The organism is Anabaena sp. TISTR 8404, assembly GCF_056847745.1.
In genome coordinates this window covers 6,445,918-6,460,450 of the sequence record NZ_CP180578.1, presented here as the reverse complement: position 1 = coordinate 6,460,450, position 14,533 = coordinate 6,445,918, and the positions used below count along the sequence as shown (strand labels likewise).

Sequence of the window (14,533 nt, the reverse complement as noted above, 5' to 3'; positions counted from 1 at the left end):
ATTAATCAAACATAGCTGTAGGACTCATTTTAGCGTCCGAGGATTAAGGATTGGGGGCTAAAAGACAAGAACTCAACATTTAAATAAATTAAAGAATTTCGGAACCAAGAAAATATCCTCCAACCCCACTCCCGACTACCTATTCCCAATTCCCTTACTTTCCAAAGATTAAATTTGATTCCGAATCCCCTGGAAAAATTAACGATTTTCACCTAGAATTATTAGAGTCAGTAAAAAATTGTAAACTGGATTGACAAACCAGTTAACTTTCTGCATAGAAGAGGCTGCTAAAAAAACAGCCAAAAAGCAGAACAGTACTTATAAGAAAATCTTTGGAGATTCACTCTCATGACCATCGCAGTTGGACGCGCCCCAAGTAGAAGAGGGTGGTTTGACGTATTAGACGACTGGTTAAAGCGCGATCGCTTCGTATTCGTAGGTTGGTCAGGAATACTACTATTCCCCTGCGCCTTCCTCGCACTCGGCGGTTGGTTAACCGGCACAACCTTCGTCACATCCTGGTATACCCACGGATTAGCATCATCCTACCTCGAAGGCTGTAACTTCCTGACAGTAGCAGTATCCACACCAGCAGACAGCATGGGACACTCCTTGCTGTTGTTGTGGGGGCCAGAAGCGCAAGGCGACTTCACCCGTTGGTGTCAACTGGGTGGATTATGGCCATTCGTCGCCCTGCACGGAGCCTTCGGCTTAATCGGCTTCATGCTGCGGCAATTTGAAATTGCGCGGTTAGTAGGCATCCGTCCCTACAACGCATTAGCATTTTCCGCCCCCATCGCGGTATTCGTCAGCGTCTTCTTGATGTACCCCTTGGGACAATCTTCTTGGTTCTTCGCACCCAGCTTTGGTGTAGCCGCAATTTTCCGCTTCTTGTTATTCTTGCAAGGGTTCCACAACTGGACACTCAACCCCTTCCACATGATGGGAGTTGCAGGTGTACTCGGTGGAGCGCTGTTGTGTGCGATTCACGGTGCAACCGTAGAAAACACCTTGTTTGAAGACGGTGAAGCCGCCAACACCTTCCGCGCCTTCAACCCCACCCAATCCGAAGAAACTTACTCAATGGTGACAGCAAACCGCTTCTGGTCACAGATTTTCGGGATTGCTTTCTCCAACAAACGCTGGTTGCACTTCTTTATGTTGTTTGTACCAGTCACAGGTTTGTGGATGAGTGCGGTAGGGATTGTCGGTCTAGCACTTAACTTGCGGGCCTATGACTTCGTGTCCCAAGAATTGCGGGCAGCCGAAGACCCAGAATTTGAAACTTTCTATACCAAAAACATTTTGCTGAACGAGGGTATCCGCGCTTGGATGGCTCCTCAAGATCAGCCCCACGAACAATTTGTATTCCCAGAAGAAGTGTTGCCTCGTGGTAACGCTCTCTAAGTTTGATAAATTTCTCATGGGATGATTCATAATTCCCTGATTTTTCGTTCATCCTCCGCTCTTGGGCGGGGGATTTTTTATTTAGAGTATATCTTTCTAAATTTAATGTGTTATATTGATTCAAGGTTAAAGCCCAGAGCAATTGCTCTGCCTTTTTGAAACTAAGACCGCTTAGGCAACAAGGAGGTGATGCCCATGATAGAAAGTAGTAAAAGCATGGGTCATCAGGTTGCAGTTAGCCGGCTGTGCGCCGGGGCTGTTCTCTAAAAGTTAGCCTTAGTTACATTGAGAAACTAAGTTAGCTCAACTAACTAGGCAAAACTGGGAGTTCCTCTCGGCAGTCTGGTTGCAACCTGAAGACCCGCTAGACCGCTCTGACATTAGGTCAACTGATCTAAATCAGAGCGGATAGTTTTTTGTAGGGAATTTTAATTAAAGTTCAGTCTCCATTTCCAATGGCTTATCAAAAGTAAAGCTTGGTTATCTGAAGCTAGTACATTTCGGCGGAAATAAAGCACTCATCATAAATTGCTAAAAAGCCGACTACATAAGATTTGTTATTTCATATTTCAGCATTTTTGTACTAGATATTTAAAATTGTGCTGGCAAAAATATAAATTAGGATTTTGTGGTATGGCACAACTACTGAGTGAAGCAGAAATTCAAGAACGTGCAAATGGTCTGTCGGGCTGGACTGTAGAAGGTAACAAGTTGCAGACCATGCGTAAATTTAAAGATTTTGTTGCCGCAATTGAATTCGTTAATAAATTAGTGCAACCTGCTGAATCAGCCGGACATCATCCAGACATAGAAATTTCTTATAACAAAGTCAAGGTGATGCTCACAACTCATGATGCAGGTGGGTTAACCCAAAAAGACTTTGATCTAGCAACAGTAATTTCTCAAATCGCTTAAAATGCTTTGCCCAGTTAAAACTGGGAGATGGGAATTTGTGTAGGGGTAGTGAAAGGCAAATTATAAATACACTCAACCCTACTCTCCCTTGGGATAGACAGAGATTTTATTGTGACAGTTTAGCAGGCGATCGCACACAGCTTGTCATTGGCTGCTAATGCTTTATAATAATAAGCTATAAAGGTATGTTTTTGTATAAGTTAATTACATCAATTTTTAACACTAAGTTAATCAGATGTTAGCTTTGCAAAAACTAAAATTGTAATAGTGGCACCATGCCTCATTAACGAAATTCAAAAAAATATCGTATTTTTGAGATTAAGTGCTACAAAACAATTATCTATACAAGGTGTGAGGAGAAAAGGAAAAATGTCTAATCTCTTGTGGAAATCACTCGTGGTTAGCCCGGCAGTTTTAGGAGCAACATTACTCGTTTCAGCAACAGCAATTGCAGCTCCTAATGCAAGCACAGAAGTTTCAACAACTGAACAACCAGTTGCAGTAGAAGTTGCTCAGCCAGATATCGTGGCACAAGCTGCTCCTACCAACAACGACAGCAAAGTTTTAGACCAAGTTAACCGTTACAGCAACGAAGGCAAAACCAGCAATTCTCTGTCTCAAGTAACTTCGGTTTCCCAGTTTTCTGATGTACAACCCACCGACTGGGCATTCCAAGCATTACAGTCCTTGGTAGAGCGTTACGGTTGTATTGCTGGTTATCCCAATGGTACTTATCGTGGTAATCGCGCTCTTACCCGTTATGAATTTGCGGCTGGTTTGAACGCTTGTTTGGATCGCGTCAACGAACTAATCGCTACAGCAACAGCTGACTTAGTAACCAAACAAGATTTAGCAACTTTACAGCGGTTACAAGAAGAATTTTCCGCTGAACTAGCAACCCTGCGTGGTCGTGTAGATGCTTTAGAAGCACGGACTGCTGAATTAGAAGCGAATCAATTCTCTACCACCACCAAATTGGTTGGTGAAGCAATTTTCGCTGTTAGCGATGTATTTGGCGATCGCAGTGGTAATAACAATAACACTGTCTTCCAAGACAGAGTACGTCTAGGCTTGCAAACCAGCTTCACTGGTAGAGACGTATTGACCACTCGTTTGACAGCAAGCAACTCAAGTGCTTTTAATTTAACAGACCGCAATAATGCTTCTATCGGTAGCTCAGAAGCTACCCAAACCTTTAATGTAGGCGGTAACGATGCACGTAACAACGGCGTTGAAATAGACCGCTTAACATACGAAGCTCCTCTTGGCCCAGTTCAAGTTTATTTAGCTGCTGCTGGTGGTAAACACAGCCACTACGCTGCTGTTAACAACCCTTACTTCTTTGATAAAACTGACGGTGGTAACGGTGCATTGTCCACCTTCTCCTCCGAAAACCCAATCTACCGCATTGGTGGTGGCGCAGGTATTGCATTCAACATACCTTTTGGCCAAGGTGGCAGCATTATCAAGCCCAGTTCTATTACAGTAGGTTACTTAGCATCTGAAGCTGATAATCCTACTTCTGGTAACGGACTGTTCAACGGTAACTATTCAGCTTTAGGACAATTGAACTTTGGTATCGGCGATCGCGTAGCTGTCGCTGCTACCTACGTTCACAGTTATAATGGCGCAGGTAGTGCGTTATTTGATAATGGAGAAGGTCTGACACTAACTGGTGGAACAACCGGCGCAGGTGTTGTAGGTACTAGTTACGCCAATAATCTGCCAAACGCATCCTCAACTAATTCCTATGGTTTGTCAGCAGCATTCAGACCTAGCGACAAACTATCCATCAGTGGTTTCATTTCTTACAGTGATGTCACAGGCTTTGGTGCAGGTGATGATAGAGAAGTTTGGAGCTATGGTGCTGGTATAGCACTACCTGACTTTGGTAAAAAAGGTAACGTTCTAGGTATTTTTGGAGGCGTTCAACCTTATTCTATTGGTCGAGCCTCAGTCTCAGGTGGTAACAACGATCTGCCATTCCAAGTCGAAGGCTTCTACAAATATCGCGTCTCTGATAACGTTTCCATCACTCCTGGTGTAATCTGGTTGTCTTCTCCTGGCCAGAACGACAATAATGACGACGCGTTCATCGGTACTCTCAGAACAACCTTCACATTCTAAAAAGTTGAAAATCTTGAGATAGCTTTCAAATATATTTCACCCCGCCTGGAGGCGGGGTTTTTTGTTGGCGACTTATCAAGTTTTAGCTTTCTTCACTATCAAAATTAGCCAAGATATCTCGAATTTCATTTACACCAAGATCTTCTTGGTCAGATTTGGCATAAATGGTGAGTAACAAAATACTTGTAGGTGACTCAAGTTGATAAATTAAGCGATATCCAGCACTTTTACCTTAATTAAGTTTCCTTCAGAGTCAATTTTGCCAGTAATTTCGATCGCTTTCATTGCTATCCACCTCATTTGTTGGTGATCCTAACACGGGCAAATCCAAGCAGGGTAAGGGAATCGAAGTGTATTCCAGCTTGTGCTATGGAATAGGCAGCGATCGCAACAATCTTTCCACAATAGTTCTAGCATTGCGTCCTCCTCTGGGAATGAGGCGATGGCAGAGAACGTAAGGCACAAGAAATTTTACATCATCGGGAATTGCATAATCACGGCCAGAAATAAACGCTAACGCTTGAGTAGCTTTCTGTAGAGCTACAGTTCCGCGCGGACTGACACCCAAAGTAATTTCTTCATCTTGTCGCGTTGCTCGTACCAGTTCCAAAATATATTCTTGTAAAGAGGCTTCTACTCTTACCTGAGAACAGAGTTGACGTAATTTTTGTAATTCTGCCAAGCTAATACAAGGCTGCAATTGGTCAACACTCATCCCTTGTTGGAGATTTTGCAACATTTGTAATTCTTCTTGCGCCGAAGGATAACCCAAACTCAAGGACAGCATAAATCTATCCATTTGAGCTTCTGGTAATGGGAAAGTACCTTGATACTCAATCGGGTTCTGGGTAGCAATCACAAAAAATGGCTGGGGAACTGAACGGGAAACACCATCGATTGTTACCTGATTTTCTTCCATTACTTCCAGTAAAGCTGACTGGGTACGGGGTGTAGCGCGGTTAATTTCATCAGCTAAAAGTACGTTGGCAAAAACTGGCCCAGGAAGAAAGGTAAATTCACCAGTTTTTGGGTTCCAAATATTAGTACCAGTAATATCTGTGGGGAGCAAATCTGGAGTGCATTGCAGCCGTAGAAACTTGCCATCCAGGGAACGTGCCAGAGATTTAGCCAGCAGCGTCTTACCAACTCCAGGAACATCTTCTAATAATGCATGACCACCACTTAATAAGGCTACTAATACCAAGCGAATTGCCTCGGTTTTACCGACAATGGTATGAGCTAGATTTTGGGTTAAAGCTTCAATTTGTTCTCTCATGCACCACAGAATGATTGAGAAATTGGCAATTAGGAACTGGAATGGAGAATAACCTATGCCTTATTCCCCACTCCCTGATGTTCAGTATTCCCAATCCACCATTGGAAGTTAGCATTCTCTACTCAAAATGTTTTGAGCAATGGTGCAGTCTTGTTGAATTTGAGTTTTCAGGGCTTCTAAAGACGCAAATTTCTGCTCTGGGCGTAAAAATTCGATTAGCTGTACAGCCAATTGTTTGCCATATAAATCCCCAGACCAATCAAACAGATGTACTTCTACAGATGAATTCGTACCATTGACTGTGGGGCGATTACCGATATTCATTACTCCCAAAATCAATTGTGGAATAGTTGTATCTGCTGTGTCGCTCAAAATGTACGCTTTGATGGCGTAAACACCTTGGCATGGTAAAAATTTATCGCTGGGTATTTGGAGGTTAGCAGTAGGAAAACCAATGGTTCTACCTAGTTGTTGACCTTGAATCACAATACCGAAAAGAGTGTAAGGTCGTCCTAGACATAAATTGGCGTTTTTAACATCGCCACTTTCAAGACATTGGCGAATCAGTGAAGTGCTAATAGGAGGAAGGCTGACAAATCCACTGTCTGAAAGATTATTTGTATGAGTTTGTAATGGAACGATAGTAACAGGAATATTGTGCTTGGCTGCAAGTAATTGCAAATGTTTTGCAGTACCTTGACGCTGTTTGCCAAAACAAAAATCTTGTCCAATACTAATTCGCCGACATTGCAATTGTTGAACGAGAATTTTATCAACAAACTCTTCAGGAGACAAAGCTGATAATTCCTTATCAAAGGGTAATAGTACTAGCTGTTCAACTCCAAGCGATCGCAATTGTTGAACTTTTTCATCCAGTGGTGTCAACCAAGTACGGGGTGTTCCTGTAAAAAATTCCTGTGGATGAGGACGAAAAGTAACAACTGTTGAGTATGTATGTTCTTGTGCTTGGGTTTGTGGAGTGACCGAGTTCTGGGGTAAATTCTCCCCATTTGCCCAATTTCCTATTTCCCCATCTTTGTTCGGTGCTGAATGTAGAATCGGCTGAATTACCCTTTGATGGCCAAGATGTACGCCATCAAATTTGCCCAGCGCAACAGTAGTTGGCGTTAGAAGCGATGCGGTTGAAGAAGCAACCCACACAGAACATCCATTTTGAGACAAATTTAGCACGTAGATTCTGGAATTTGAGGTTTATTTAGCCATTAGTCGCAAGCAACCTGATGGGACACTGATGAGCAGATGACAAACTGTGTGAAGGTGTCAGGGTATGGGGGAGTAAGGGTTGTGAACAACTTAATAGCCCTGAAACGCCCATACCTTTGATTTTTCGTTTTTATGCGTAAATACTATATGTATTATTTGTGACTTTCATGAACACACACCTTTGTCCTCCTGTTTTTACAGTGTCCTCGTGAGGTACACTCTCGCGCTGATAGCTCTTGATCACCAATCTAATCTAAAATCTACAATCGCTTGACAGGTAACTTTCACCCAGACAATTTACTAACAGGAAAAGATTCTGATAACGGGACGGACGTAGGTACATGAAGCACCATTCTTTCCCGTGCCATAATCGCACCAGGAAATTGCTTGGCAGCTTCTTCGCCTACAGCGTCCAAAAAATCATCATTATGGGCAGGATCGTGGTGGAAGATTACCAGCGTCTTGACGTTAGCCGCCTTGGCAATTTTCACCGCTTCTTGCCAGGTGGAATGTCCCCAGCCAATTTTCGGCGATTTTGGCGAATAGTATTCCTCATCAGTATAAGTACAATCGTAGATGAGGATATCAGCATTGCGAGACAGCCAAAGAACATTTTCATCCAGCCTGTCAGGAAAATGTTCCGTATCGGTGATATAAACAGCAGCACCACCACGCCAGTTAACTCGATAGCCTACTGCTTCGCCTGGATGATTGAGCGATGCCGTTTCTATGGTAATGTCATTAATGTGAATTGGTTGCCCTGGTTTGACATCGTAGAAATGCAAATTGGCTTGCATAATCTGCAACGGCACAGGGAAATTCGGGTGAAGCATCTGGTCATTGAGGCGTTGCTCTATAGTTGAACCATCAGGAGCGATCGCACCATAAATATGAAAATTATTTCCTCTGACAAAACCTGGGACAAAAAAGGGAAACCCCTGCATGTGATCCCAGTGGGAATGAGTAAATAACAGATGAGCTTCTAGTGGCATTTGACGCAATAAAGATTGCCCCAACACATGCAGCCCTGTACCACCATCGAAAATTAAGCGTTTACCGCCCGCTTGCATCTCAACGCAAGGGGTATTACCGCCATAGCGGACAGTGTGTGGCCCTGGACTGGGGATGCTGCCACGAACACCCCAAAATTGTACGGTAAATTGGTTCTCTATCCTAGACATGGGTGTTGCTTGCTGGACTGAGCGGGCGATTAAGAACAAAAATGTTACTTATTTGGTTAAGTCTATGTTGTTTTACCACATTTGGTAGAGAATGTTTTGCTTGGTAAAACAGCATACCCTGTTTGGAGCAGATTTTGTAAATGTAGAAGAAAGACCGCAAAAGTGTTACCTTAATTTTTCCCAAATTATATGTATCAGTAATATCAAAGCGCTCCTACTTTATAACCTAAATTTTCCTGTAATGCATTTAACTGGTAGAAAAAAGGCAGAAGGCAGAAGTTAAGAGGCAGGGGGCAACCAGTGAAAACACTCATAATGATTTTTTCAAGTTAGTGGATGAACTCTATTATGTAGTTGCCTTGAGCTTGAGTGTATATAAGATGACTTATTCTAAAGTAATTTTCCAGTGGGATAATTTATCTAGTCCTGTTGCATAAGTGAGATTGTATTGTAACGGCGTAATACTAATATAGTTTTTACGGATTACATGCACGTCAATCGGTACATTTTGGGGTAAATTTAGACCGATTGGCGGTTCTATGTCTTCCAAAACTTCTCCAGTTAACCAGTAGTAAGTTTTGCCACGCGGATCAACACGCTTGTCAAACACATCAACATAGCGCCGGACTCCTTGTCTAGTAAAAGTGACTCCAGCAATTTCTTCCCACTTAACCGCAGGCACATTAACATTCAGCAACATTAAATCTGGCAGGGGTTTGGCTGCTAGTTGCTCAACTAAAATTTTGGCAAACTTAGCAGCAGGTTGAAAGTCTTTGTAGATATGACTAGTAAGGCTAAAAGCAATGCTGGGAATGCCTTCGATTACCCCTTCCATAGCCGCCGAAACTGTGCCGGAATAGAGAATTTCGGTTCCCAAATTAGCACCTTGGTTAATACCAGAAAGAACTAAGTCCGGGGGAGATTCTAATAAAGCCCACAGTGCGAGTTTCACACAATCTGAAGGTGTGCCATCACAAGCCCAAGCTTTGACAGTGGGATGAAAAACTGATTCGACAATTTCTGCGCGAATTGGCTGGTGCAAGGTAAGTCCATGTCCGGTTGCCGATCGCTCTCGATCTGGACAAACTACAGTTACATCATGGCCGGCTTCTGCCAAGCAGTTAGCTAGGGTACGAATACCCAAAGCAAAAATACCGTCATCATTACTAATGAGTAATCTCATAGGTCAAGATTCAATAGTCAAGAGTCCATAGTCAACACTTAAAGGTCACTTGTCAATGTTTGACATCACAAATCCAAAAGAATAAACTCCTCCCAGACGCGATCGCCTCTAAACTGGTAAAAAGAAATCAATATTATTTGATGTTCAGGCTTGTTGCTATTGACCATTGACCATTCATTGACCATTGACTATTTAACTAATGACTAGCAATTTAGAGACTCAACTTTTAGCATTACAGCAGGAAGGAGAAAAAGCGATCGCTGCTGCTGATACCCTAGAACGTCTAGAAGAACTCAGAGTGAATTATCTGGGTAAAAAAGGGCAATTGGGGGCGCTGTTACGCAGCATGGGGCAGATGAGTGCAGAGGAACGTCCTAAAATTGGAGCGATCGCCAATACAGTTAAAGAGTCCCTGCAAACTAGTCTAGACAAGCAACGTGCTGCTTTAGAAGCCGCGCAAATTCAGGCACAGCTAGAAGCAGAAACCCTGGATGTCACTATGCCAGGAATTTTCCGCCCCCAAGGTCGGATTCATCCCCTGAACGGCATTATCGACCGGGCGTTTGATATTTTTGTCGGTATGGGTTACACCGTAGCTCAAGGGCCAGAAATGGAAACCGACTATTACAATTTTGAAGCCCTGAATACACCACCTGACCATCCTGCCCGTGATATGCAGGATACCTTTTACCTGCCAGACGGTAATTTACTGCGGACTCACACCTCCTCAGTCCAAATCCGTTACATGGAAAAAGAAGATCCACCAATTAGGGTTATAGCTCCAGGGCGAGTTTATCGGCGCGATAATGTAGACGCAACTCACTCAGCAGTTTTCCATCAGATAGAACTTTTAGCTATTGATGAGGGACTAACTTTTACAGACCTCAAAGGCACAGTTAAGATGTTTCTGCAAGCCATGTTTGGCGACTTGCCGATTCGTTTCCGTGCTAGTTACTTCCCGTTTACCGAACCTTCAGCTGAAGTAGATTTACAGTGGAACGGTCGTTGGTTGGAAGTGATGGGCTGCGGGATGGTTGATCCAAATGTCCTTAAAGCTGTAGGTTACGATCCAGAAATTTACACTGGGTTTGCTGCTGGTTTTGGTGTAGAACGCTTTGCAATGGTGTTACACCAAATCGATGACATCCGCCGTCTGTACGCCAGCGATTTGCGATTTTTACGGCAGTTTTAAAATAGTCAATAGTCCATAGTCAATAGTCCAAATAAAGTGGCTATTGACTTTTGATTATTTGATCTACAACATTTTAAAAATTAAACTATTTTTTCTAATTTAGCGATTACTCAATTACTACCAATGGAATACGAATCATAAATGCTGGATAATAATTTGAGAAGTGCGCTTCTCAAAGCCTAGCTTTTTTCAACGCAAAGGTACGCTGAGGTGAGCGCAAAGGTGCGCGGATGTTTTATCAACAACAATTATCGCAATGTCCACAACGCCAGTTAGCTGCTTCTTGAGTGAAACCAAAGGCATTTAATAAAAACTGCCAACGGCATTGTTTAGTTGTTAAATATTGCTGCATTTGTTTGACAGCTTGTAATTGTGTTGATGGCTGTTTCTGCACATTTGAATTAATACTGTAATTGAAAGGATCTAGCCAGTTTAGTTGTCCGCTGCTGTGGAGTAAGGCGATCGCTACAGCTGCATCGGGAAACTGGCGCGTTACTGTATTAATATCGCCTTGTTTGGGGAGTTTTTTGACTAATTGTTGTGCTGTTTGTAGTTGCGATCGCATTTTATCAGCAAAAAACTGTTGTCTTTGCTTATCTCCTGAATCTAGCCATCCTGTGGGTTCACTTACCAATGTCAGTGCTTCGGCTGGTTTGCCATCTCGGCCAGCGCGGCCAATTTCTTGCACATATTCAGATAATAAATGTGGCGCGTGATAGTGGATAACCCAACGCACATCAGGCTTGTTTATTCCCATTCCAAAGGCGCAGGTACAAACCACAAAGGGAATTTTGCCGCCTAACCAGCTTGCTTCAACTGCGCGGCGTTCGGCTGCACCTAACCCAGCGTGATAACTGGCTGTAGCGTAACCTATATCGGCTAACCATGCTGCTAAATCTTCACTATCTCGCCGGGTGCGAACATAAATTAAGCCAGCTTGTTGCGATCGCTTTTGAATAAACTGGAGTAGTTGTTGTTTTCTGCTTCGTGGTGTCCAAGCTATCCTGACGCTGGGATGCAGATTAGCACGGTAGGGATTAAGACGAAAAATTTCAGGCTTTTGTAATTGTAAAACTGTTTGAATAATATTTTGAGCTAATGGATCTGCGGTAGCAGTAAAAGCAGCGATACTAATTTTTGTTCCTGGTGGTTTTGATTTGAGTAATGCAGGTCTTACCGCTCCTAATCTGCGGTAAGCTGGACGAAATGTTTCCCCCCATTGCACTAAACAATGTGCCTCATCCAAAATTAAGGCATTAATTTGCAATTGTGGCTGAGATAATCTTTCCCAAACTGGCGGACTTAATAAAGTTTCTGGTGATAAATAAAGTAATCGCAGTGTTTGTCTTTCTAGTGCTTGCAACGTTGTACGGCGTTGAGACGAAGGCAATTCACTATGCAAAAGTGCTGCGCTAAGGCGGCGTTGACGTAGTTCTTCTACTTGGTTTTCCATGAGTGCTACCAAGGGAGAAACTACTAATGTTAATCCTGTTTGTAATAGTGCTGGTAGTTGAAAACAAATCGATTTACCTCCACCTGTCGGCATAATAATCAGTGCATCTTTCTGTGCTAATAAACTGCTGATTATTTCTCCCTGCGGTGAACGAAAATCTTCGTAACCCCAGATTTTTTGGAAGGCTGCACGAACATCCTGCCAAGATGTTGTTACGGGTTGATTCATAATTAGAAATAGTAGATGCGCCCTGGTTTTTACATCTTGAATATGCCCTAATTGTGAATATAACTGCTGTTATTTAGCATCAGCTTCAGTAATTCCATCAATATTTTATGGCGCAAGCATTTAAAGTCTGTTTGAGTTATCCGAAATGTGCTTGGTTAACTGTTGAAATATGCACTAAGAAAAAGCAGTTATTATTTCCCGTTTCTTTCACACTTAGCAAAATTTATTATGATTGAAAAAATTACAGGAGAGCTTATAATACTCGAAGCTTTGGAAAATCTCTATACTGGCTGTCTAACATGTGAAGAAGCTTTAGAACTGATATGTAGTATTTTTAGGGAAAATCTTACCCAGTTTTCAGCTATAGAGAATATACATAATGCAGGTAAAATTGCTAATCTCATTTCTGCAAAGCTTTTTCCATCTCGGATATTGGGCAGAGTTGTATTTCAATGGATTCAGCAAGGACGCTATCAAGAATTTACTGATGATCCTGATTTTGAATATTCCATTTTAAGAGGATGTGCAGTTTTACTTTTGTTTATAATGAAGGAAAAACCTTATCAAACATTGGGTATTTCAGCCGAAAGATTATTTAAATACATTGAAAATATAGGTGCATTCCCAGACGATTTTATTGAATAAATCGCATTCTTACATCAATATTGGATCACAATAATTTCTTGTCTCGCGCAAAGGCGCAAAGCCGCCAAGATTTAAAATTAACTTGTTTATTAGGTATAATTTGATTTATACAAGAGGTTTAATGTTCTCAGATATCGCTGATATTTTCTATGGCAAATATTTCTACTGATAATTCGCCTTGGGCAACTTTTGTTACTGAACCTGTCATAGCAATATTAAAGTCATCGTTGATTTGAATTAAAATTTCTCCACCTGGCATTTGTACTGTAATTGTAGAATCACATAAACCAAGTTTATGGGCAACAGCCGCAGCTGCACTGCTACTACTACCTGAAGCTAAAGTGTAACCAGCACCTCTTTCCCAAATTTCGATTTTGATGGTGTTGCGATTAATAATTTGCATGAATTGAACATTAGTGCGATTTGGGAAGAAGGGATGAGTTTCTAATATTGGGCCATAGTTTTTGGCGATCGCAGAATCAACTTCAGCTAAAGGAATAACACAGTGGGGATTACCAATCGTCGCTGCACAGAAGGTAAAAGTTTTATCGTCAAGATTGATTTGTTCTTGGATTACTTCTCGGCGATCGCCTACTACTGGGATATCATTACTCCAAAAGCTAACTTTCCCCATTTCTATCTGCACTATTTTTCCCGCATCTTTGATAACCGATTGCACTACTCCGCCTAGAGTTTCTATTGAGAATGGTGTTTCGTTAACTAAACCTTCATCCCAAAGGTAGCGAGAAAAAATCCGCAGTCCATTACCGCTTTTTTCGGCTTCACTTCCGTCTGGATTAAAGATGCGTAATCTAAACTGTGCTTTTTCTGATGCTAACGGCCCCAACAAGATACCATCAGAGCCAATACCGAAATTGCGATGGCAAATTATTTTGATTTGTTCAGTGGTTAAGGGAGACAATAAATCTTGGGGATTGATCACTAAATAGTCGTTGCCGAGAGCATGGTATTTGGAGAATTTCATTTCAAATTATCCATTCGATTCCACTGCTTGGGCTAACTGATGCACAAAGGTTTGATGTTCTGTAGAATTTAACCCTGCTTGTAAGACAGTTAACACTTGTTGCATATCACCCGCCAGCAACGCAGAAGCATCTAACCACAGTCCGGGAAAGACTTGGCTTTGAAATATACCTGCTTCATCCGGTTGCAGATTTATATACTCTCCTGCTTCGAGGCGGAACCAATCAAGACGCTGCTCAAACACTTGCCACACAATGTATTCTTTTATGCCATTGCGCCGATAAGCACGTTTTTTGTCACCCAAATCAACTGTGGCACTACTAGCGGCAATTTCTGCAATTAGTTCTGGTGCGCCCTCTACGTAACCATCCTGGCTAAAGTGTGATTGCCCACCTGCTTGTGCATCAATTAATAACACTACGTCGGGTTGGGGTTCATTATCTAAGTCAAGGCGAACAGTTGGGTTATCGCCAAGACGCACTCCTGGAGTCATGGCTTGATAAACTCCTAACCAAGTCATAACTCTAGCATGGGGTTCGGCATGGGGTTCAAAACGCAGAGGTGAAGCCATATAGACAGTTCCTTCAATTAATTCGGCTTTTTTTAATTTGGGCATGGCGTTGTAGCGCTTTTCAAATTCAAAGCGGGTTAGGCGATCGCCGTTTTCTAATGGAGGAACTGTCAAACGTGGAACCGAGGAGCGAGGCATGACTATAGC

At 42.3% G+C, this 14,533-nt stretch carries 12 protein-coding genes; 5 read left to right on the top strand and 7 right to left on the bottom strand.

Features of this window, described 5'->3' with window-relative positions:
* Window positions 1-348: 348 nt before the first annotated feature.
* The 3 genes from psbD to ACMX3D_RS27850 all read left to right on the top strand — a co-directional run bounded on the left by psbD (window position 349) and on the right by ACMX3D_RS27850 (window position 4,449).
* On the top strand, window positions 349-1,407 hold the full coding sequence (gene psbD / locus ACMX3D_RS27860; protein WP_482747788.1) for a photosystem II D2 protein (photosystem q(a) protein): 1,059 nt from the start codon (window positions 349-351) through the stop codon (window positions 1,405-1,407).
* A 633-nt stretch (window positions 1,408-2,040) separates the two neighbouring features.
* Window positions 2,041-2,322 (top strand): 4a-hydroxytetrahydrobiopterin dehydratase, encoded by a 282-nt coding sequence (locus tag ACMX3D_RS27855; protein ID WP_482749007.1) that lies wholly within the window; start codon window positions 2,041-2,043, stop codon window positions 2,320-2,322.
* A 369-nt stretch (window positions 2,323-2,691) separates the two neighbouring features.
* Window positions 2,692-4,449 (top strand): iron uptake porin, encoded by a 1,758-nt coding sequence (locus tag ACMX3D_RS27850; protein WP_482749006.1) that lies wholly within the window; start codon window positions 2,692-2,694, stop codon window positions 4,447-4,449.
* A gap of 367 nt (window positions 4,450-4,816) precedes the next feature.
* On the opposite strand, the gene ACMX3D_RS27845 is transcribed toward ACMX3D_RS27850, so the two are convergent.
* From ACMX3D_RS27845 to surE, 4 genes are all read right to left on the bottom strand, one after another.
* Window positions 4,817-5,725 (bottom strand): AAA family ATPase, encoded by a 909-nt coding sequence (locus tag ACMX3D_RS27845; protein WP_482749005.1) that lies wholly within the window; start codon window positions 5,723-5,725, stop codon window positions 4,817-4,819.
* A gap of 108 nt (window positions 5,726-5,833) precedes the next feature.
* Entirely contained in the window at window positions 5,834-6,916 is a 1,083-nt protein-coding gene (locus ACMX3D_RS27840) for a bifunctional riboflavin kinase/FAD synthetase (RefSeq protein ID WP_482749004.1), read from the bottom strand.
* Between the two features lie 317 nt (window positions 6,917-7,233).
* Complete coding sequence (locus tag ACMX3D_RS27835; protein ID WP_482749003.1) at window positions 7,234-8,130, bottom strand: MBL fold metallo-hydrolase; 897 nt, start codon at window positions 8,128-8,130, stop codon at window positions 7,234-7,236.
* A gap of 385 nt (window positions 8,131-8,515) precedes the next feature.
* Window positions 8,516-9,313 (bottom strand): 5'/3'-nucleotidase SurE, encoded by a 798-nt coding sequence (gene surE / locus ACMX3D_RS27830; RefSeq protein WP_482749002.1) that lies wholly within the window; start codon window positions 9,311-9,313, stop codon window positions 8,516-8,518.
* Window positions 9,314-9,512: 199 nt separating this feature from the next.
* On the opposite strand from surE, the gene pheS reads away from it, so the two are divergent.
* Complete coding sequence (pheS, locus tag ACMX3D_RS27825; RefSeq protein WP_482749001.1) at window positions 9,513-10,505, top strand: phenylalanine--tRNA ligase subunit alpha; 993 nt, start codon at window positions 9,513-9,515, stop codon at window positions 10,503-10,505.
* A gap of 238 nt (window positions 10,506-10,743) precedes the next feature.
* On the opposite strand, the gene ACMX3D_RS27820 is transcribed toward pheS, so the two are convergent.
* Window positions 10,744-12,186, bottom strand: coding sequence for a RecQ family ATP-dependent DNA helicase (locus tag ACMX3D_RS27820; RefSeq protein WP_482749000.1), 1,443 nt, complete (start codon window positions 12,184-12,186; stop codon window positions 10,744-10,746).
* Between the two features lie 228 nt (window positions 12,187-12,414).
* Between ACMX3D_RS27820 and ACMX3D_RS27815 the strand changes: the two genes are divergently transcribed.
* Window positions 12,415-12,831: a hypothetical protein gene (locus ACMX3D_RS27815; RefSeq protein WP_482748999.1), complete on the top strand. Its 417-nt coding sequence runs from the start codon at window positions 12,415-12,417 to the stop codon at window positions 12,829-12,831.
* Between the two features lie 127 nt (window positions 12,832-12,958).
* On the opposite strand, the gene dapF is transcribed toward ACMX3D_RS27815, so the two are convergent.
* Together dapF and ACMX3D_RS27805 are read right to left on the bottom strand one after the other, a co-directional pair.
* Window positions 12,959-13,816: a diaminopimelate epimerase gene (gene dapF / locus ACMX3D_RS27810; RefSeq protein WP_482748998.1), complete on the bottom strand. Its 858-nt coding sequence runs from the start codon at window positions 13,814-13,816 to the stop codon at window positions 12,959-12,961.
* A gap of 6 nt (window positions 13,817-13,822) precedes the next feature.
* Complete coding sequence (locus ACMX3D_RS27805; RefSeq protein WP_482748997.1) at window positions 13,823-14,524, bottom strand: Uma2 family endonuclease; 702 nt, start codon at window positions 14,522-14,524, stop codon at window positions 13,823-13,825.
* Window positions 14,525-14,533 lie beyond the last annotated feature (9 nt).